At 45.3% G+C, this 19,685-nt stretch carries 15 protein-coding genes; all 15 read right to left on the bottom strand.

Annotated features, from left to right (window positions below; translation table 11 throughout):
• Nucleotides 1-29: 29 nt before the first annotated feature.
• The 15 genes from hypF to A7K50_RS13010 all read right to left on the bottom strand — a co-directional run bounded on the left by hypF (nt 30) and on the right by A7K50_RS13010 (nt 19,480).
• A complete protein-coding gene (hypF, locus tag A7K50_RS12945) occupies nt 30-2,525 on the bottom strand; it encodes a carbamoyltransferase HypF (protein WP_119776704.1) in 2,496 nt (831 codons plus the stop codon).
• Nucleotides 2,526-2,583: 58 nt separating this feature from the next.
• Nucleotides 2,584-3,576, bottom strand: coding sequence for an aliphatic sulfonate ABC transporter substrate-binding protein (locus tag A7K50_RS12950; RefSeq protein WP_119776706.1), 993 nt, complete (start codon nt 3,574-3,576; stop codon nt 2,584-2,586).
• 42 nt (nt 3,577-3,618) lie between these two features.
• Entirely contained in the window at nt 3,619-4,362 is a 744-nt protein-coding gene (locus A7K50_RS12955) for an ABC transporter ATP-binding protein (RefSeq protein ID WP_119776708.1), read from the bottom strand.
• Complete coding sequence (locus A7K50_RS12960; RefSeq protein WP_119776710.1) at nt 4,359-5,195, bottom strand: ABC transporter permease; 837 nt, start codon at nt 5,193-5,195, stop codon at nt 4,359-4,361. The genes A7K50_RS12955 and A7K50_RS12960 overlap by 4 nt, the downstream gene beginning before the upstream one ends.
• A 129-nt stretch (nt 5,196-5,324) precedes the next feature.
• Nucleotides 5,325-7,109 (bottom strand): NADH-dependent [FeFe] hydrogenase, group A6, encoded by a 1,785-nt coding sequence (locus A7K50_RS12965; RefSeq protein WP_119776712.1) that lies wholly within the window; start codon nt 7,107-7,109, stop codon nt 5,325-5,327.
• 9 nt (nt 7,110-7,118) lie between these two features.
• Nucleotides 7,119-10,205, bottom strand: a complete 3,087-nt coding sequence (nuoF, locus tag A7K50_RS12970) for an NADH-quinone oxidoreductase subunit NuoF (protein ID WP_119776714.1) — start codon at nt 10,203-10,205, stop codon at nt 7,119-7,121.
• Nucleotides 10,206-10,232: 27 nt separating this feature from the next.
• Complete coding sequence (gene nuoE / locus A7K50_RS12975; RefSeq protein ID WP_119776715.1) at nt 10,233-10,742, bottom strand: NADH-quinone oxidoreductase subunit NuoE; 510 nt, start codon at nt 10,740-10,742, stop codon at nt 10,233-10,235.
• A 682-nt stretch (nt 10,743-11,424) separates the two neighbouring features.
• Nucleotides 11,425-12,678 carry a glutamate-5-semialdehyde dehydrogenase gene (locus A7K50_RS12980; protein ID WP_119776717.1) on the bottom strand — a complete coding sequence of 418 codons (1,254 nt, stop codon included), beginning with the start codon at nt 12,676-12,678 and terminating at the stop codon, nt 11,425-11,427.
• Nucleotides 12,679-12,800: 122 nt separating this feature from the next.
• A complete protein-coding gene (gene proB, locus A7K50_RS12985) occupies nt 12,801-13,916 on the bottom strand; it encodes a glutamate 5-kinase (RefSeq protein ID WP_119776718.1) in 1,116 nt (371 codons plus the stop codon).
• Nucleotides 13,917-14,717 carry a pyrroline-5-carboxylate reductase gene (gene proC, locus A7K50_RS12990; RefSeq protein ID WP_119776719.1) on the bottom strand — a complete coding sequence of 267 codons (801 nt, stop codon included), beginning with the start codon at nt 14,715-14,717 and terminating at the stop codon, nt 13,917-13,919.
• A gap of 505 nt (nt 14,718-15,222) precedes the next feature.
• Nucleotides 15,223-16,074 (bottom strand): undecaprenyl-diphosphate phosphatase, encoded by an 852-nt coding sequence (locus tag A7K50_RS12995; RefSeq protein ID WP_119776720.1) that lies wholly within the window; start codon nt 16,072-16,074, stop codon nt 15,223-15,225.
• 150 nt (nt 16,075-16,224) lie between these two features.
• Nucleotides 16,225-17,682: a hypothetical protein gene (locus A7K50_RS13000; protein ID WP_119776721.1), complete on the bottom strand. Its 1,458-nt coding sequence runs from the start codon at nt 17,680-17,682 to the stop codon at nt 16,225-16,227.
• Nucleotides 17,683-18,037: 355 nt separating this feature from the next.
• A complete protein-coding gene (locus A7K50_RS13005; RefSeq protein WP_119776722.1) occupies nt 18,038-18,454 on the bottom strand; it encodes a DUF3795 domain-containing protein in 417 nt (138 codons plus the stop codon).
• Between the two features lie 54 nt (nt 18,455-18,508).
• Entirely contained in the window at nt 18,509-18,634 is a 126-nt protein-coding gene (locus tag A7K50_RS14510) for a hypothetical protein (protein ID WP_282433205.1), read from the bottom strand.
• Between the two features lie 201 nt (nt 18,635-18,835).
• Nucleotides 18,836-19,480, bottom strand: coding sequence for an N-acetyltransferase (locus A7K50_RS13010; RefSeq protein WP_119776724.1), 645 nt, complete (start codon nt 19,478-19,480; stop codon nt 18,836-18,838).
• Between the last annotated feature and the right edge of the window lie 205 nt (nt 19,481-19,685).

Below are 19,685 nucleotides of genomic sequence, written 5' to 3' on the forward strand. Positions count from 1 at the left end.
TTGTGCAACAGCCCTGTTTTTGCTTTAAATCAGCCTAATAGAACTGGCTTCTCCTCAATCGCGGCATTTGCAATCAGCACCTGACCGAAAGCAAGACCGCCGTCCCCGGACGGGAGCTTCTGCGGGCAAAGGATTTCTACCCCGATCTCTCCCGCTAAAAACAATAGAATCTCGGTCAACAGCTTATTCTGGAAAACACCGCCTGCAATCGGCAGTTTTTTATTTTTAAGACCAATAAGCATAGCCGTTTCGAGCATCTGACACGCTAAAGAATAGTGAAATCTAAGCGCAGCTTCCCCGGGGTTTTTCTGAAGCAGCACATCGTTGGCAATATCTTTTAAGAGGCTCCCCACTTTTACGTGAAGGACACTGGACTGCGGTTCACCTGAAATCTCCAGACAGGCTGGATATAAAGCGGGATATAAGTCCGGACAAAGACTGCCATCAGTCCTGTCGGCAATTTCGTTATATTTTTCAATAAGTTTTAGGCGTTCTTCTGCACTTGTCTGACCGGATATTCCATGTTGATCCAAGAGAGCCGCCAACGCCTTGACCCGCATTGAAGCCTGCAGCCTTATTATTGGGAATTCGTTCAGCTCTTTTTGAATGCCTGTATTTCCGTCTTCCAGCCATTTCTCGGCCGCACTCTCCAGTTCGATTGCTGCCTGCCCCTCGTATGTCACTTCTGTACAAACTCCCAGTATACCGCTAACCGCGTCAAAAAGGCGTCCTGCGCTGGATGTTTCAAACAGCTGAAATCCGCTTCGAAGCTGGCCATCCAGGATATTCTTTTCCTGAGAAGATAATTTGGCCCAGAGCGGTTCCGTCCGCTGCCATTCTTCTTGCGTCATAAGTTTCTTCAGGTAAGCATAGGCAATCCTGAGCGGATATTTGGCTCCGGCATCGCCGCCGGGCAAGGGCAGGTATTCAAGGTGCGCTTTGCGTTCATAGCCTTCCTGATTTCCGAAAAGATACTCAAAGCCCCAAATCCTGCCGTCCTCGCCATAACCTGTTCCGTCGCAAATCAGGCCGAGCATCGGATCATCCATCCCATGTTCAGCCATCACGCTGGCGAGATGGGCATGATGGTGCTGAACCCGAAATTTCGGGCAATCCATCGACCGGGCAATCCGGGTCGTCGAATATTCCGGATGCATATCATAAGCAGTTTTTTGCGGAATAATGTTTGTTACCTTCTGAAAGGAGTAAAACTCCTGTTCAAAACGTTCCAAATTTTCATATCCATGCATATCTCCAATATATTGGCTCACGAAAGCCATCTTTCCGGAAGCGAGGCAGAAAGCATTTTTCATTTCTCCGCCAAGACCGACAATCGGTGTTTTGATCTCCTGTTTTAAAAACAGCGGCAGCGGTACATAGCCCCTGGCCCTACGGATAAAGGTCATTTGATCCCCGATCATCTGCATAACTGAGTCATCACACGGATGATAAATATCTCTGTTGTTTAGAAGAAAATAATCCGCAATCCCGCTTAGTCCTGCCAACGCTTCCTGATTGTCGTATATTAAAGGCTGGCCACTCAGGTTGGCGCTGGTCATCACCAGATAATCATAGGTCCCCTGAAAGAGCAGATGATGAACCGGTGCGTACGGCAGCATGATACCGAGTGTTTGGAGTCCGGGCGCTGTTTGCGGAGAAATCCGGCTATTCCCATTCTTCTTGCGCGGCAGCAGGACAATCGGTGCAGAGGGGCCGGCCAGCGTCGATTTTTCGAGCTCCGTCATGGTCACCTCTTGGAGGGCGGTTTCAATATTCCTGGCCATGACAGCAAATGGTTTTGCGCCGCGCTCTTTGACCCGGCGCAGTCTGCTGACCGCCTCATGATTGCAGGCATCACAGACAAGATGAAAGCCGCCCAGCCCTTTTACAGCTAAAATAGCGCCTTCCTGCAGTAAGTCGAACCCTATTCCATGGCCGCTGACTTCATTGCCCGTATGATCCAGCAGTTGAAGGGCAGGCCCGCAGACCGCACAAGCAGTCGGCTGAGCATGAAACCGCCTATCCAGCGGATCCATATATTCCTGATGGCATTCCGGGCACATCTGAAAACCCGCCATGGTCGTTTTCTCGCGGTCATAAGGCCGATCCTTGATGATTGTATAGCGCGGACCGCAATTGGTACAATTGATAAACGGATAGAGATAGCGCCGGTCCTTACTGTGAAACATTTCCTGCAGGCAGTCCCTGCATACTGCAACATCCGGGGAGATCAAAACATCCTTATCTTCGGACTCCCTGCTTTCTGTGATCGTGAACTCCCGGTAATGCTGAACCGGGATCTCTGTTATCTCCAGCGAGACGATCGCAGCCAAAGCCGGCTGGTCTGTTCTGATTCTGCAAATAAATTCTTCCACCCGTTCCCCTTCAGCCTGAATTTCGACTCCGCCGCTGAAATTGTTTACCCAGCCTTTAATGTCCAGCTCACGAGCAAGTTTAAAAATAAACGGCCTGAAGCCGACACCCTGAACAATGCCGTTGATCAGAATTTTTACAGCTCTTATCACGTCTTTACCACTCTTCTGTTTGGAATATCATCCTTATTTTTCAATTTTTCTCTCATGGTTATTTGGGAAGATATCCGGTATCGACAAGATGATTGATCAGCTCGTCGGAATCAACATCGGACTTGATAAAACCATTCGCTTTCAGAAATTCAGCCGATTCTTTAAGTTTTTCAATGTCCTGACTGTCAATCGGCATTGTAAAATCAAATTTCGGATATAAAGCAGTTACCGCTTTAAGCTCCATTCCATTGGCGTCAGCCGTCATTCGCAAAGCTTCACCCTGATTTGTCTGTATCCAGTCCAATATCTGCTGATGGATTTCCAGAAAACGCTTTGTTGTTTCAGGGTACTTCTGAATAAACTCTGTTCGCGCGGCGATTACAGCCTGACCCAGGATAAGGCCTTCAGCATTCCGGATCAGGGTGATTTTTTGGGAAGCAATCCCTTTGGTCAGCAGCGGATCGGGAATGACTGCAGCATCTACTTGTTTTTGCAGCAGCGCGTTATAGGCGTCGGTTGAGGCCATGTTAATTATTTGAACATCATTCGCAGATAACCCTGCCTCGGCTAGCGCTTTGATCAGCATTTCATGCAGCATCGTCCCCTGCTGCAATGCGACCTTTTTTCCCTTCAGATCCGCTACGGATGCAATTCCGCCACCTTTGGCTGCAACCAGGCCAATCCCCTTCGGAAACTTGGAATAGCTCGAAAGAATCTTAATATCGTTGCCGTTCGCATTCGAGATGATGGCCGAAACATAATTCAGTGATGTGGCAAAATCAATCGATTTGGCAGCAAGGGCTTCGGTGGTTGCCGGTCCTTCCAATTCGTACCACTTCACCTGGATTTCATCCTTCGCAAATTCGTCTTCAAACATCTTTTTCTCCAGTGCTACAATTGCCGGAGCGTTCAACGGCTTCGTCGAATACGATATGTTAATAACTTTCGGATTTTCCTGCTGTTTGGCTATATTCGGCTGACAGCCTGTCACCGGGATCAGTAGCAATAATGACAATAATACAGTGATAGAAAGTTTAAGATGCTTCTTCATGAATAATCCTCCTCGTATACTTATCGAAAACATTTGATTCGCTTAGCGAATGGCCTCTAGTATAGTTTTCCTCATGTTGATAAATTCTAACCCATCAGGATTTCTTGGATAAGCAAAAGGTACTTCCAAGACCTCTTTGATCGTACCGGGAGACGGCGACATAATCATGATTTTCTGACTGACGGTCAGTGCTTCTTCAATATCATGGGTGACAAGGATAACCGTTTTTCCGGTTTTCTGCCAAAGATCAATGATTTCTTCCTGCATTCTGGCCCTGGTCTGGGCATCAAGGGCCGAAAACGGCTCATCCATCAAGAATACTTTCGGTTTAAAAGTAAGCGCTCGCGCCAAAGAGACCCTTTGGGCCATTCCTCCGGACAGTTCGTAAGGATACGCTTTGCTGAACTGTGTTAACCCTACTAACTGAAGCGAGCTGGCCACAATTTTCTTAACTTCGTCTTGTTTCTCTACTCCTTGGATACCCAGCGCGGTATTTTTTTCAACGGTCAGCCACGGAAAGAGCCGTGGTTCCTGAAATACGACCGCACGCCCATAACCGGGACCGTCAATGTTTTCTCCATCAATCAGTACTTCTCCATTACTCGGCGGTTCTAAGCCGGCAATAATCCGGAGCAGCGTAGTTTTGCCGCACCCACTGGCTCCGACAATACTGACAAATTCTGATTGGTTGCACCGGAAATTGACTTCTTTCAGGGCTTCAATACTTCCCCAGTTGCTGTGGAAAACCTTACCGACATCACGGACTTCGACTAAACCCTTATTCATTTGCGCTCACCTGCTTGATACATCTTTTTCCATGGCATCAGTTTATTTTCAATCTTTCTGAGGAAAAAGTCGATAAGCATCCCGGCAGCTCCGATGGTAAACATCGCGACAAATATCTTATCGGACTGGGCTAATTGCCTGCCTTCAATAATCAGATAGCCTATCCCTGAGGATGCGCCTAGCAGTTCAGCTCCAACCAATGCCCGCCAGCAATTGCTTAACCCCAGCCTCAGACCCACAAAAATTGACATAGCCGCCGAAGGAATATATACCTTTTTGACCATTTCCCACGGAGAAAGCATATAGGCATGGCCAACTTCAATCAGCTTCGGATCTACACTGGTGACACCCTGCACTGTATTCAGGAAAACCGGAAAAAATGAGGCATACACAATGACGGCTACTTTGGAAGCTTCATCAATCCCGAGCAGAAGCATAAAAATCGGGATCCAAGCGATTGGCGGAATCTGCTGCAAAAAATGCAGTGTAGGATTCACCCAATGCCTGAACCCTCTGGCTTTACCTACCAGAATACCCATCGGAACTGCAAAAACAACCGTCAAAAAGAACCCGTACCCCAATCTCCGCAAACTTGCCAGCAGATGTTCTTCCCAAACCCCGGTTGCAAGCATATGCAGAAATGTCTTCAATATCTCACTTGGCGGAGGTAAGATGTAGGTATTAACCAGACTGCTGCGTGCCGCTAATTCCCAAACTGTAATCACGGCTAATGGGAAAACCGCCCCTCTGAGTATATTCACAAGCTTTATCCGATTATGTGGATTTCCATGCCGGTCAGACTTTTTTTCCGTTTTTTCCTGATTGATTTGCATCAAGTGATGTACCTACCCTTAGCTCGAATTAAAGCTGCACTGTTTCCTTGGGAATTAATACTACAACATTCGGAAAGAAAAAGAAAGAGCCTAAGCATTCTACGCATTAGGCTCTTTCTTGATTGTACCCTACTTGCAGAGATATTCGTTAAACTTGCCGCGCTGTGTATAATGCGTGTGCAGCAGTTCATGCGATTTATGGCCATTGGGTTCTTTCAGAAACTCGGCATACAGTTTCATGACATCCTCATTCTCATGAGATTTCCTAAGCTGCTTGCCTTCATCTTCCTTATAAATAGCCTGGAGACGTTTCTGACGGATCTCCGGTGTGGTCGGTCTGGGCTGGCCGCCGCCGCTGATGCAGCCGCCGGGGCATCCCATCACTTCGATAAAGTGGTACGGGGATTCACCTTTGGCAATTTGGTCCAGAAGGATCTTCGCTCCTGCCAGACCACTGGTTACAGCAACTTTTACCGTAACTCCGTCGAGGAACCTATAAGCTTCAACAGGATTCTCGATGATCACATCCGCCGTCTTAATCTGTTCCAAGCCAACGATCGGAGTAACATGGAGCTTGTCAAACGGCAGTTCCCGTCCAGTAACCACTTCGTAAACCGTACGCAAGGCAGCTTCCATAACACCGCCGGTAACACCGAAAATATCGGCAGCACCGGAGGAAAGACCGAGCGGATTGTCAAATTTACTGTCTTCGAGGTTTACAAAATCAATGCCGGCTTCCTTAATCATCTTGGCAAGTTCTCTGGTCGTCAGTACGGCATCAACATTTGGTACGCCATTGTTCTGCATTTCCGGTCTGGAAATTTCGAACTTTTTGGCCGTACAGGGCATGATCGATACGACATACATATCCTTCGGATCAACCTTGATCTTATCGGCATAATAGGACTTCACCAGCGCTCCGAGCATGGTATGCGGGGATTTGCAGGTCGAGAGATGGTCAAGTTCTTCCGGATAGGCATGCTCTACATATTTGATCCAGCCCGGGCTGCAGCTTGTAATCATCGGCAGGGTAGCTTGGCCGCCGGTCAGCGCATTTTTGACCCTGGTCAGGAATTCAGTGCCTTCTTCCATAATGGTCAGGTCAGCAGTGAAGTTCGTGTCGAACACATCGTCGAAGCCAAGTTCTCTCAAAGCAGAAGCCAGTTTGCCGGTAACGAGTGTCCCGGGTTCCAGCCCGAACTCTTCGCCGATTGCAGCCCGAATAGCCGGGGCAACCTGAACAACCACGCGTTTATTGGGATTATTGATCGCCTGCCAGACATCCTGGATCGCATCGGTTTCCTTCAGTGCACCTACCGGGCAGACCACCGTACATTGTCCACAGTAAGCACAGTTTACGGAATTAATCGGCAGATCCATAGCAGGACCGACGACCGTCTTAAATCCACGGTTTTGTGCATTCAAAATACCGACTTGCTGAATTTCGTTGCAGACGGTGATACATCTGCGGCAAAGAATGCATTTAGACATATCGCGGGTAATGGAAGGGGATTTGTCGATGCAGCCGGCTGAACGTTTTCCTTCGAAACGGGCTTCGCCGACGCCAAGCATATTACCCATTTCCTGCAGCTCGCAGCTTTGATTGCGTTCGCAGTTCAGGCAGTCTTTCGGATGGTCCGACAGAATCAGTTCATATAGGACTTTCCGGGCCTTACGGACTTTTTCGGTATTGGTTTTGACAACCATTCCTTCTCTGACCGTAACCATACAGGAAGGCTGAAGGCTCTTAGCGCCTTCGACTTCAACAACGCACAGTCTGCAGGAACCAAACTTATGAACGCCTTCCAAATAGCATAAGTTGGGAATATGAATATTGTTCTGTTTCGCGGCTTCCAGGATGGTCGCGCCCTCTGGAACGGAAACACTTTTGTTGTTAATTTTAAAATTTACCATACCACTTACTTACCTCCTGTCACAGCGTAAACAGCGCATAGATTCTGCAATTGCATTGAGCTTGTGATACCCTTGAACCACTTCGCAGAAGCAGTCTTTTCTCTTTTCCGGATCAAGAACTTCCATTGGAAATCTGGCATGCTCGACAAGTTCGTCCTGATCGGCCGGTGCAGGAATTGCAATTGCTTCGCCTTTGTTTAGTACGCCTTTGCCGCCCAGGTAGAGGTCAATGGAAGATGCCGCCTTCTTACCGTCAGCAATGGCCGTGATCGCGACATCGGAGCCTCTGGCAACGTCACCGCCGGCAAATACGCCATCCATCGTGGTCATCAAGGTGTCTTTATCCGTAATAAAAGTTCCCCACTCTGTTAATTCAACATCATCCATTCCGACAAACGGCAGATCCGAAGACTGGCTGACCGCCGGGATGACCATATCGACCTTCAGGGTGAAATTGGACTCTTCTTCAATTTTTGGTTTTCTTCTGCCGGCAGAATCAAAGCCGCTCACCTTCATTCTGACGCATTCAATTGCTTCGATTTTGTCTTTGCCAATAAAACGGGTCGGGGCAACCAGCGGAAGTATCTCAATGCCTTCTTCAATCATATCGCAGATTTCTCTGGCATCAGCAGGCATATCTTGAATCGTTCTTCTATACAAAACATTGACTTTCTTAGCGCCTAACCTTAAAGCCGTTCTGGCTGCATCAATCGCAGTATTGCCGCCGCCGATAATTGCCACGGTTTCACCGATCTTGACATCCTGTCCGAGGTTCACATTGCGCAGGAAATTCAAGCCGTGAACAACCCCCTCGAGGTCTTCGCCCGGGATATTGATCTTGTTGGACAGCTGGGTTCCTGTTGCAATATAAATGGAATGATGTTTTTTGCGCAGCCCGGCGAAACTGACGTCATTGCCTACTTCGGTATTCAGATGGATCTTGACGCCGACTTGCTCAATCAGTTTGATTTCATGCTTGAGCACGTCTTTGGGCAGCCTGTATTCCGGAATACCAAATGCAAGTAGGCCTCCGGCCACAGGCGCTGCTTCATAAATATCGACCTCATAGCCGAGTCTTGCCAGGTAATAGCCGCAAGTCAAGCCTGAAGGACCTGCGCCAATAATGCCGACGCTCTTGCCGTTTTTCGGGAAGACAATGTCTTTCGTGGATTCTTCTTCATGCTTGAACGCATAATCCGCCACGAACCGTTTCAGATCGGAAATCGAGATCGCTTCGTCCAGCTGCGCCCTGCGGCATTTGCTTTCGCACGGGTGCGTGCAAATTCTTCCGCAAATAGCCGGAAACGGATTTTCCTGTCTGATAAGGTTGTAAGCATCGATATATCTTCCTGCCGAGATCAAACCCATATATCCGGGTACATTGACGCTTGCCGGGCAGGCATTCTCACACGGCGAAAGGAACAGGTCCGAACATACGCCGGCACGGCAGTATTTGTTCTTGATATGCTCTTCGTATTCGTCACGGAAATACCGGATGGTGCTCAAAACTGGATTTGGAGCCGTCTGGCCCAAGCCGCACATGGCGGTTTCTTTGATCTGAGCGCCGAGCTCTTCAAGAAGCTCGATATCGCCTTCCTGGCCTTCTCCCTTGGTAATGCGTTCCAGGATCTCGAGCATTCTCTTGGTTCCGACACGGCACGGAACGCATTTTCCGCAGGACTCATCCTGGATGAAATCCATGAAGTACCTGGCGGTATCGACCATACAGGTATCCTCATTCATCACGACCAGTCCGCCGGATCCCATAATGGCACCGATTTTGCTGATATTTTCATAATCCATCGGCGTATTCAGATATTCTTTTGTGATACAGCCGCCGGAAGGGCCGCCGGCCTGGGCAGCCTTAAAGTTTTTGCCTCCGGGAATGCCTCCGCCGATATTAAACAGAATATTGCCGAGGCTCATGCCCATCGGGACTTCGACGATACCGGTATTGACGATATCTCCGGCCAGCGCGAAGACCTTGGTGCCTTTGCTCTTTTCGGTGCCAAACTGCGCATACCAGTCCGAACCCTTCAGAATGATCGGAGGAATGCAGGCAAGGGTTTCTACGTTGTTGATAATGGTCGGTTTACCAAACAAGCCGCGTTCAAACGGGAACGGCGGTTTTTGTTTGGGTTCTCCGCGTTTGCCTTCGATCGAAGCCATCAGAGATGTTTCTTCACCGCAGACAAAAGCGCCTGCGCCAATACGGATTTCCAGGTTAAACTCGAAATCTGAACCAAACAGTTTCGTTCCGAGCAGGCCGCACTGGCGGGCTTCTTCAATCGCGGCACCTAGACGTTCAACAGCAATCGGATACTCCGCCCGGATATAGACATAGCCCATGCTTGCACCAATCGCATAACCACCGAGCATCATCCCTTCAATGACACTGTGCGGGTCACCTTCGATGACGCTTCTGTCCATGAACGCACCAGGGTCTCCTTCGTCAGCATTGCAGACCATGAATTTCTGATCGCTCGTTGATTTCATTCCAGCTTCCCATTTGATACCTGTCGGGAACCCGGCACCGCCGCGGCCCCTGATGCCGGACTTTTTAACTTCATCGACAACATCCTGCTGCTTCATGCTGTTCACGGCTTTGGCAATCGAATAATAGCCGTCTTTGGCAATATAAGCGTCAATCGAAGCGTATTCGATCTGACCGCAGTTTCTGAGCGCTATTTTGACCTGGTCTTTGAAAAAATCGATATCCTTAATATTGGGAACGTGTTTGCCAAGCGTTTGATCGTAAAATGTATACTTTTCCAGCACCGTACCGTTGATAATGTGGGATTTTACGATCTCGGCCATTTTTTCGGGATTAACATCCGTATAAAAAGTTTCATCAGGTAGAATAAGAAGGACAGGACCGACAGCACAAGTCCCCATACAGCCTGTCTCACTAACTGCAACCTTATCCTGAAGCTCGTATTCTTCCAGATATTTCACAAGCGCAGCGGATACTTCACCGCAGTTGGAGGATACACAACCTGCGCCTCCGCATACAAGGATTTGATAATTATACTTGGACAGTTGTTCACTGTATTCCTTTTTAATTTGATCCAAATCAGCAACACGATTGATTTTCATGCGCTTTATTTCACCTCCAGCCCTACCTTAATTTCTATATTTGTTCAGGATACTATCAAGCTTATCCGGGTTAACCTGCTTATACACAACATCGTCGATCATCATCGCTGGAGCCAGTCCACAGGCACCGATACAACGGGCTACCTCAAAAGTGAAGAGCCTGTCTTTCGTTGTTCCGCCAATTTCTATATCGAGAATCTGTTCCAGACGGTCAATAATTTTCTTGCCACCCCTGACATAGCAAGCCGTTCCAAGGCAAACACGGATAATGTGCTTTCCTCTGGGCTGGGTCGAAAAGAAAGAGTAAAAAGTAACAACGCCCGATACCTCCGACAGAGGCATGTTCATGCTTTCTGCAATAAATCTCTGGATTTCCAGAGGCAAATATCCATAAATATTCTGAGCCATATGAAGTACTTGAATCAGACTTCCTTCTCTATTCTTGTATTTTTCGATCACTTCAGCAATCATGTCCAATTTTTGTTGGTCAGTTTCTTCACTACAGCAACATTGACAATTTTTTACTTTGTTGCTCATTGTTTACCTCCTTAGGTACTTATTTGTGTTCAAATCACAACCAGTGTCCAAAAAAAAGAATCCCTCCCTACATTTTAAAGAAAACTTAGTTGGCGTCGAGCCTTTGGCGGTCTAGATATATCAAAAAATACGTATAACTTTTAATATATCCATACAAATTTGTTCCAAGTACTAACGTTCACAAACTAAGGAATAAAAAATATCGCCCCCTATATAGAAACTTATCTATGGTATAACACAAACTGTGCTAACCCTCCAATGGAATCATTCAAGGTCCCATACCTTCACGCACGGATCATCAAAACGGGTAAAAAGAAATATCTCAAAGCCGTTCCGGTACATTAAAAAGTATGCAGCGATAACCCAAATATATCAAAAACAACCTCAATATTTACTTCAAAATCCTAAATATTCACCAGAATGAATATAGAATATCTCTTGAAGAATTATAGCACTCGCCAGATTTGACCGCAACACAAAGATACACGGAGAAATCTATAAGCATTCATACCAGAACTTAGAGTATCTATATATTCCCCTAAATTTGGTCTGCGTGCCACAAATCCAGCGTCAAGCGGAGCATGGAGTGCGAAGCGCGGCCTTTTGCGTCATGGATGACACAAAGGCCGAAAGCGGAATTGTGGCATGCAGACAGGCCCAAGATAATGAAGTCTAAAGGCAGCTATTCGACAATATGGCCGTTCCCATAAACAATATATTTAATCGTCGTCAGTTCCGGCAAAGCCATCGGACCGCGGGCATGCAGCTTTTGCGTGCTAATACCAATTTCAGCGCCAAAACCAAACCTTCCGCCATCGGTAAAACGTGTTGAAGCATTGACATAAACCGCAGCCGCATCAATTTCATTTAAAAAGCGCTGAGAGGCGGTGTAGTTTTCAGTAATGATTGTCTCAGAATGCTTCGTGCTATACGTATAAATATGGTCCAATGCTTCATCGATACTGTTGACAACCTTAACGCTGATGATCAGATCAAGGTACTCCGTCGACCAATCTTTTTCCGTTGCCGGAACAGCATAATCCAAAATCTTTCTGACTCTTTCACAGCCGCGGATTTCAACGCCGTACGCTTTAAATTTTCTTCCGATCATTGGCAGGTACTCTTCCGCTACCGCCTCATGAACGAGTAAGGTTTCCAGTGCATTGCAAACGCCGGGTTTCTGCGTTTTGGCGTTAAAGACCACCGATACTGCCTTTTCATAATCAGCATCGAGATCAACATAGGCATGACAGACCCCTGTACCGGTCTCAATCACTGGAACGGTGGAATTTTCAACCACTGTCTGGATCAGTCCTGCCCCGCCCCGCGGAATGATCACATCAATATATTTATTCATGCGCATCAGCTGCAGGGCATACTCTCTATCCGTCTTCTGTATAAGCTGAATCGCACCTTCCTGAATTCCACTCTGTTCAGCAGCTTCAGCGATCACCCTAGCCAGTACTTTATTGCTTTCAATCGCTTCCGAACCTCCGCGTAAGATGCAGGCATTACCAGATTTTAAACACAGTGCCGCTGCGTCCACTGTCACATTCGGCCGGGCTTCATAAATCATTGCCACAACACCGAGCGGGACCATCGTCTTCTGAATCACCAGACCGTTCGGCCTTTTCCATAGTTCTCCGCCGCCGACAGGATCGGGCAGACCGACCACTTCCTTGATCGCATTGCTGATATCCGAAATCCCGGCGCTGGTAAGACGGAGACGGTTGATCAAGCTTTTTTTAAGTCCTTTTTTCTCTGCCGCCGCAACATCCAGCGCATTGGCTTCCAGAATTGCATCCTCGTTGTCAAGAAGCGCCTGGGCCATTGCGAGTAAGGCTTTATTCTTTGTCTCCGTGCCCGTAAAAGCCAGTTTGCGTGCCGCATTTTTGGCCCGCTGGCCAATCATTACAAGGTCTTCAGCAAATTCCATCATCACAACCTCCAGTCAATCTCTCCAATAATTAAAAATACTCGATTGCTAAATATATTTTTATGATCTCTCGTAAATCCGATAATATCTTTTCATCATACCAACAAAATTAAATATTCCTATCAGTATTCCTGCGTAATCGTTAGGTTATCCCTATGAACCAGTTCCTCTGCTTTAATCCCGGAAATCAGCCTGCGTATTTCCTCAGAGTGAAGTCCTTTGACTTTCTCCGTCTCTTCACTGCTGAATTCCACAATCCCGCGGGCAATTTCTTCTCCGCGGTTATTCACAACTTTAATCAGGTCTTTGCGCTCCCAGAATCCTTCGATTCCGGTTACTCCGGAAGCAAGCAGGCTTTTGCCGTCATGAAGCAAGGCTTTCTCGGCACCGGCGTCGATGATGACCGTGCCCATTGATAATGCCGCATACGCCATCCAGCGTTTCTTTCCGTTTAGTTTATGTTTTAACGGCGGAAAATAGGTTCCTACCGGATAATTACCTTCAGTAATGTCTTTGATTTGGGCAATTCTTGTCGCATTCATCAGAAATGTCGGCGTTCCAAACCGGGTTGCCATTTCGGCGGCCTTTAATTTCGTAATCATACCGCCAGTCCCCACCGCAGAACCCGAACCCTCGGCCAGACCTTTGACCTCCGCCACGTTTTGAACTTGCGGAATCAGAACAGCGTCAGAATGATCGACAGGGTTCGCTGTAAACAAACCGTCGACATCCGTCAGCAGAACCAGCAGATCTGCATTGACCATTCCTGCCACCAGCGCGGATAACCTGTCATTATCCCCGAAGCATAATTCTTCAAAAACTACGGTATCATTTTCATTGATGACCGGAATAATTCCGAAGTTCAGCAGTTTTTCCAAGGTGTTCCTCGCATTTCGGTAATGTTCGGCTTCAACCAAGTCGATCCGGGAAAGAAGGATCTGGGCACAACTCATGCCATATTTCTCAAAATAGTACGAATACCTTTCAATCAATATTCCCTGCCCAACAGCCGCTGTGGCTTGCTTGCCGACAATATCCTTCGGACGTTCCTTCAGCTTCATCTTGGCCATCCCGGCAGCAACAGCACCGGAGGTAACTAGGATGCAGTCTGTTCCCTGCTTTCTCAGCTCAGCAATGACTGCGGCCAGCTGGTCGATGACGGTTTCATCAATGCCGCCTTGCGGCAGGCTTAAGCTGTTGCTGCCTATTTTTAATACTGCCCTTTTCAGGGTATTCATTCAAACATACTCTCCTTCCATCTCCTCAGCCCGTTTGGCACACGCCTCCATAGCCTGATAGACAATATCTGCCAGACCGGCTTGCCGGAAGCTCTCCAGTGCGGCGTAGGTCGTTCCGTTCGGTGATGTAACAGCTTCTCTTAATTCCAGCGAAGTTTTGCCGCTCTCAGCAATCATTTTCCCTGCGCCAACCATGGTTTCCGCGGCCAGAAATTCAGCTTCGTCCCTCGTCAGGCCAAGCTTTTCACCAGCCAGCGCCATCAGTTCCGTAAAAAAATAGAAATAAGCCGGGCCGCTGCCGCTGACGGCAGTCAGCGCATTCATTTTACTATCGTCAATCCACAGGAATTTTCCCAAAACAGCAAAGATCGTTTCAGCCGTCTTTGCCTGTCCGTCGGTAACACAGCATCCTCTGGCCAACCCGGATACAGCCTGCAGTACTGCACTGGACGTGTTAGGCATGACCCTTACCACGGCGATGCCGGGAAGTTCCTGTTCGTAAACAGACAGCCCTATCCCTGCTACTACCGTAATAATAAGCTTTCCTGCAAGATTGAACTGAGCAAGCTGGTCAAGAAGACCTTTAATATCTTTTGGCTTTACTGCTAGGAAAATAACATCTGATCCCTGAATGGTTTCAGTAAAAGAAGCGCTCGCAACACCATACGTTTGGGCCAGGAGTTCCGCTTTCTCCTGAAATACATCATAGGCCATGATCCGGAAATCCGTGTCCTGCTGAGATAACCCCTTAATCACGGACGAAGCCAGATTGCCTGTTCCAATAAATCCGATCGTTTGCATATTTACACGCCCCATTCTATCCTTAATTTCTAATTTTTAATATTCTGACCATTTTTCCCTGTAAGTTTTTCCCTTAATATTTTCCAAATCATTTTGATTCATTTAAGAATACTTTCCGCAGAAAAAAATAAAAACTTCTCTGTCCATCTAAGGACGAAAGAAGTATATCTTCCGCGGTACCACCTTAATTGCGCATACGCCGCTTCAAGCTCAGATAACGGTGAGACAGCCGTAGGATTATTCATTCTCACTTCACAACTGGGGTTCTGTTAACTATCAAGGGAACTTCCAGCTTTGTACACGCGCGTACGCAGTTCCCCTCTCTGTATGACCCGTTAACATACTGGGTTGATCATCAGCTTTAATTTTCCAATTCACTATTTATTCTAGCACAAAAAATACCCGGGAACAACCTGAATATTCGATGATATATGACCCAAAAGACTGGCTGAATGTTTGGTTGTCTGATAGATTTCAGGATAATATTCGGATGAAACAAGTTGATTTAGAATAGACCAGCTACCCCTGCTGCCAACACGAACACGGCGAATATCATTCTGTAGATCGCAAAAATCCGCATCGGTTTTCTTTGTAAATATGAAATGAATTTCTGGATGACGATGACTGCAACCAGGAAGGATACAATGAAGCCGACAGCCAATGACAAGATTTCTTGTGAAGTCAGAATAGCCAGACCACCAATTTTAACAACCTTCAGCAGGCTCATCCCAATCATCACCGGAATCGCTAGGAAGAACGAAAATTCCGTGGCAGCCACCGTCGGCAACCCGGCAACCCATCCGCCGATAATCGTCGATGCCGAACGGGACATCCCCGGAATAACAGCCAAACATTGAAATAAGCCGATCATAACCGCTTGTCTTGGAGAAACATTCAAGTCCCGGTCCCGTCCAACCGGTGCCTTTGTTCTAAGCCTATTCTCAGCATAGATCATCAGGATTGCACCGAGGAAAAGTGTTATCGCCACAGGGATCGGAAAAAACAGGTATTTTTCCGCGGTATTGTCAAACAGAATCCCGATCGTAGCGCCCGGAATACACGCCAGCACAATCATCAGCCAGAATTTCAGTCCGGATTCCTGATAGCTGACCCTTGACGGGAAGAAATCCACCAGTGTTTGTTTGATCTTCTTCCAATAAAGTACAATGACCGCCAAAATCGCTCCAAGCTGAATCACATAGGTATACATCTCTACATAATGCTGATTCGTTCCTTGAAACCCGATTAGATTTTGAAAAATAATCAAATGGCCTGTCGATGAGACCGGCAGAAACTCCGTGATCCCTTCCACGATGCCTAAAATAATCGATTGAATAATAAATTGAATGGTTGCCATACTGTCTCCTTATCTATTGTCTTGATTTATGTATTCCCTTTTTTCTTACCTGGTCTATTTTGGCACTTGTACAGGCTGTCTGTCAATCTTATAATTAGAGCTATAGCCAGGTTCTTGATACGGTAACACATGGTTATGCGAAGGACCGTGCTACAAAGAATTGCTTGTAAAATAATTTTTTAGTATTCTATTGAGGTTATCATTTTTGGCTTCCTTAGCTTTTTCGGCTATTTGTTGTGCATCAAAGAATCTTATCGTGTACTTTTTTGTCGAACCTGCAGCTTTTTGAAGCTTATCTATTGCAGATTGCTCAAATCCTCCTGTTGACCATAACTCAAATATCAAATCTTTATGAGTAAATTCATCCTGACTTAATGCCCATTTTCTAATAGTAGGTATATTATCACTTAACCATTTAGAAACATACTCTTCATCGAGTGGATAACTATACCCCTTACACTCTACGAATCTAGCCTCGGTTGGATACTTTACATATACATCTATTTCTTTACTTTTCCCACTTTCGCGTTCTGTGATCAATTTGTTAATTTCTAAATAAGGTGCTAACTGAGAATAATAATACCCGACTGCTAATTCAAATACATCACCTTTAAGATTGGATGCTTTTCCCTCTAGCTTAGAAAGTGCTTCTATAAATTCAAAATATTTATCCGGATTTTTTGTTATGACTGCTGAAGCATTCTCTACGATGGAAACAAGGGCTCTGAGTGTTTCTAAATATTGATTCCCGAATAGCTTATCAATAAACCCCAATACTACACCTGCAGATTTCAGTCTTGAAAAAGCATTTTCTTCTATACCCTCGACTATAAGTACCGGTATGAAGGGAGAATGCTTCTTACTTTGACTAATAACATTCACTTTTGCAAGAAAATACTCTATATCCTCTTCCAAAAGTTTTTTACCCAAAACCACGTCTGCAACAACAAACCCAGGCTTACTGCCCTTTTGCAGTCCATTAATATATGATGGAGCTGTGAAACTCCACTGAAATTTATGAAATTCTGGCATTTGTTCAATCATCCTACCAGAATTATATGCGACTAGATTAATCTTTCGGGACCAGTCATAGAAATCATTCATAATATTTTTCTTTGCAATATTTAGAGCTTTAAAACGTGTGTAGCTTTGTGGAATATCTACAGAAGGATTTAATTGAAATAAACCGTCACCATTGTCTAATAACAAATTAATATATAGTAAATCTTTGATTATGGAATCAGCTGGTTTGTGGCCTTTAAGCGGCTGAACTGGAGAACATGTATAAGTTGCAATTTCGTTTGTAAGAATATAACCGTAATTGTTTAATACAGCTTTTATAAAATAATAATAAGCCTTCGAATTTAGCCTAAGATATTGTAGAAGTTTTTCAAAAAAGATATCACTAGAAAAATGGGAATCTAAGTACAGATACTTTTGGTTATTATCGAAGGTAACGTTCTTCAACTTTCTGATTGGTGCAGACGCCCGGGAAATTTCTTTACGAGCTGCTTCCCTAGAAATTGAGAATTGATTAACTAATTCATTAGCCAGTGACCCAGACAATAATGGGCCCTTATTTTCAAGAATATTGCTTATCCTAGACATGCTTTCACTCCTTTAATAGCTTGTCACACCTCACTATTTATAACATATAACTTATAGTTGAAGGTCACAAATTTTTATTTTCGAAACTGGCTTGTACCAAGGACTTGTAAGCTCAAAGATATACTTACTGTCACACGTCATTTTTATGGTCTTTCGCATAACGTTCAGCCGTTCCCGAAGCGTCATACTTCATTCATCTATTCTAAGTTTTGAGAACGGCTTGTTCAACGACGTATCGTGCCCCGTAATTCAGACAGTGCCCGGATGACGCTGCCTTAAATAGGTTAGCAATCAGCACCAGCATTACAAATAACAATTTATCTAAAGCTTTATAATTATGTATCTAGGAAAATACTCACTCTATATATGGAGTTTTGCATACCAAACAAAAAGCTCTATGTACGCAAACAATATTGCCACATTCTTTGCAAGTCCATTTATTTTCCTCATTCCGCAAAAATGAATCAATGCCAGATTGATTTATTTGCTCAAGGTTTTCAAGCATGCTCATGTGATATTTTGTTCGATATCGCTTATCTAACTGTTTTAACCTCCGGCAAGGGTATTTATCGCATTCAAAGCAAAATCCTGATTCATTGCTTTGAATTACAGAACAGTTCTTGATTATGCAACTGACGCTACCTTTTGTTTTATACCTAATATCTATCTCATTACGACATCCTTTGCAATGATTTTTCTTCCTTTGGTTACCTAAGCAAAGTCTGCAATTCATACCACAAGGAGCAATCAGTTCTTCTTTTATTTTGTTCATCTTATACCTCGCACCTCAAAATATATATCATAACATCGCGTTATTTTACTGTTACTAAAAATCCAACTGCTGCAAAGAAATACCTATGATCCATTTCCTCCACGCCAGGACGGCGCGGTCTTTGCATGATATGTCGTAGAACGTCCAGGAATCCCCGACGCGCCCTACTGCATGCATCATCCTCCAAGTGTCGGAAAATCCGTGTTAGGCGATGGACCATGTCCCCCAGATTCAGAGACGACCATGGAGGGGCGTCCCTTGAACTTCCTCAACAACTGTATTTATGCACAAAATAAGAATGATGTACCCTAACTTCAACAACGAATTATGTATATATCTCAAAGATAAATTGGAATTTATCCTTATGCCACAAAAGAAAACTCACTGTATAATTGAATGGCTGTAAATATAAAATTCTTCCTGGCTTGGCTGGTATTTTTTCTCCAATCGTTCCAAACCCTCGTCAAAGCGCCCGGCTTCTTGTTCGTCTATCTCAAATACAGGACTTTGATAGTAAAACCATTTCCTTCCGTCCAAGACATCTGGTTTGAGTTCTTTTACCATCATTGCCGTCGGATATGTTCCATTCTCAAGACAGACATTGTACTTTTTACAGCTCTTAAAACCACGGCTTACATAATTACCCGGGTTTCCAAATATTACGATCACATCATAACCAAGTGCGACCGCCTGTTCAAAGGAATACTCCATTAGCTTTTTTCCATACTCGTTTCTCTGATATTCCGGCAAAATGCAAACCGGACCGAAAGTAAGGATGTCTTTTTCTTCCCCGGATTCATCAATTAGTTTTGTTTTCGTATACATGATATTCCCGATGATTTGATTATCAACTTCAATCACAAAATCCAGCTCCGGAAGAAAATCTTTGTGGAATCGCATAACATGAACCAAATAATGTTCAACGCACCCCGGGTTATATAAATTCCAAAAAGCTTTCCTTGTGATTTCTTCCACTTTCTCAAAATCTGTTTCTTCTTCATTCCTAATCTTAATCATTTTGTTCATTTACAAACCTCCCTTAATTTGCCTAAGACCAATATTTGTGCTTTTCATTATGGCTATCCGCTCAATAAATAATCCTGTTTATCTGTACTTCATAACATCCTACACATGTGCAACAATCTAATCATTTATTTGTCATTTTCCAATCCGTGCATGGATGCGCGGTTCCCTGCATGGTCTTTCGCCTAACGTCCTGCGTATTCCCGAA

This window comes from Dehalobacter sp. MCB1, from assembly GCF_003590275.1.
Classification (GTDB): Bacteria; Bacillota; Desulfitobacteriia; order Desulfitobacteriales; family Syntrophobotulaceae; genus Dehalobacter.

Excerpts from the sequence above, each read along its gene's own strand:
- A7K50_RS12950 (WP_119776706.1), bottom strand. The coding sequence starts at position 3,576 with ATGAAGAAGCATCTTAAACTTTCTATCACTGTATTATTGTCATTATTG.
- A7K50_RS12955 (WP_119776708.1), bottom strand. The coding sequence starts at position 4,362 with ATGAATAAGGGTTTAGTCGAAGTCCGTGATGTCGGTAAGGTTTTCCAC.
- A7K50_RS12960 (WP_119776710.1), bottom strand. The coding sequence starts at position 5,195 with ATGCAAATCAATCAGGAAAAAACGGAAAAAAAGTCTGACCGGCATGGA.
- A7K50_RS12965 (WP_119776712.1), bottom strand. The coding sequence starts at position 7,109 with ATGGTAAATTTTAAAATTAACAACAAAAGTGTTTCCGTTCCAGAGGGC.
- nuoF (WP_119776714.1), bottom strand. The coding sequence starts at position 10,205 with ATGAAAATCAATCGTGTTGCTGATTTGGATCAAATTAAAAAGGAATAC.
- nuoE (WP_119776715.1), bottom strand. The coding sequence starts at position 10,742 with ATGAGCAACAAAGTAAAAAATTGTCAATGTTGCTGTAGTGAAGAAACT.
- A7K50_RS12980 (WP_119776717.1), bottom strand. The coding sequence starts at position 12,678 with ATGGAATTTGCTGAAGACCTTGTAATGATTGGCCAGCGGGCCAAAAAT.
- proB (WP_119776718.1), bottom strand. The coding sequence starts at position 13,916 with ATGAATACCCTGAAAAGGGCAGTATTAAAAATAGGCAGCAACAGCTTA.
- proC (WP_119776719.1), bottom strand. The coding sequence starts at position 14,717 with ATGCAAACGATCGGATTTATTGGAACAGGCAATCTGGCTTCGTCCGTG.
- A7K50_RS12995 (WP_119776720.1), bottom strand. The coding sequence starts at position 16,074 with ATGGCAACCATTCAATTTATTATTCAATCGATTATTTTAGGCATCGTG.
- A7K50_RS13000 (WP_119776721.1), bottom strand. The coding sequence starts at position 17,682 with ATGTCTAGGATAAGCAATATTCTTGAAAATAAGGGCCCATTATTGTCT.
- A7K50_RS13005 (WP_119776722.1), bottom strand. The coding sequence starts at position 18,454 with ATGAACAAAATAAAAGAAGAACTGATTGCTCCTTGTGGTATGAATTGC.
- A7K50_RS14510 (WP_282433205.1), bottom strand. The coding sequence starts at position 18,634 with ATGATGCATGCAGTAGGGCGCGTCGGGGATTCCTGGACGTTCTACGAC.
- A7K50_RS13010 (WP_119776724.1), bottom strand. The coding sequence starts at position 19,480 with ATGAACAAAATGATTAAGATTAGGAATGAAGAAGAAACAGATTTTGAG.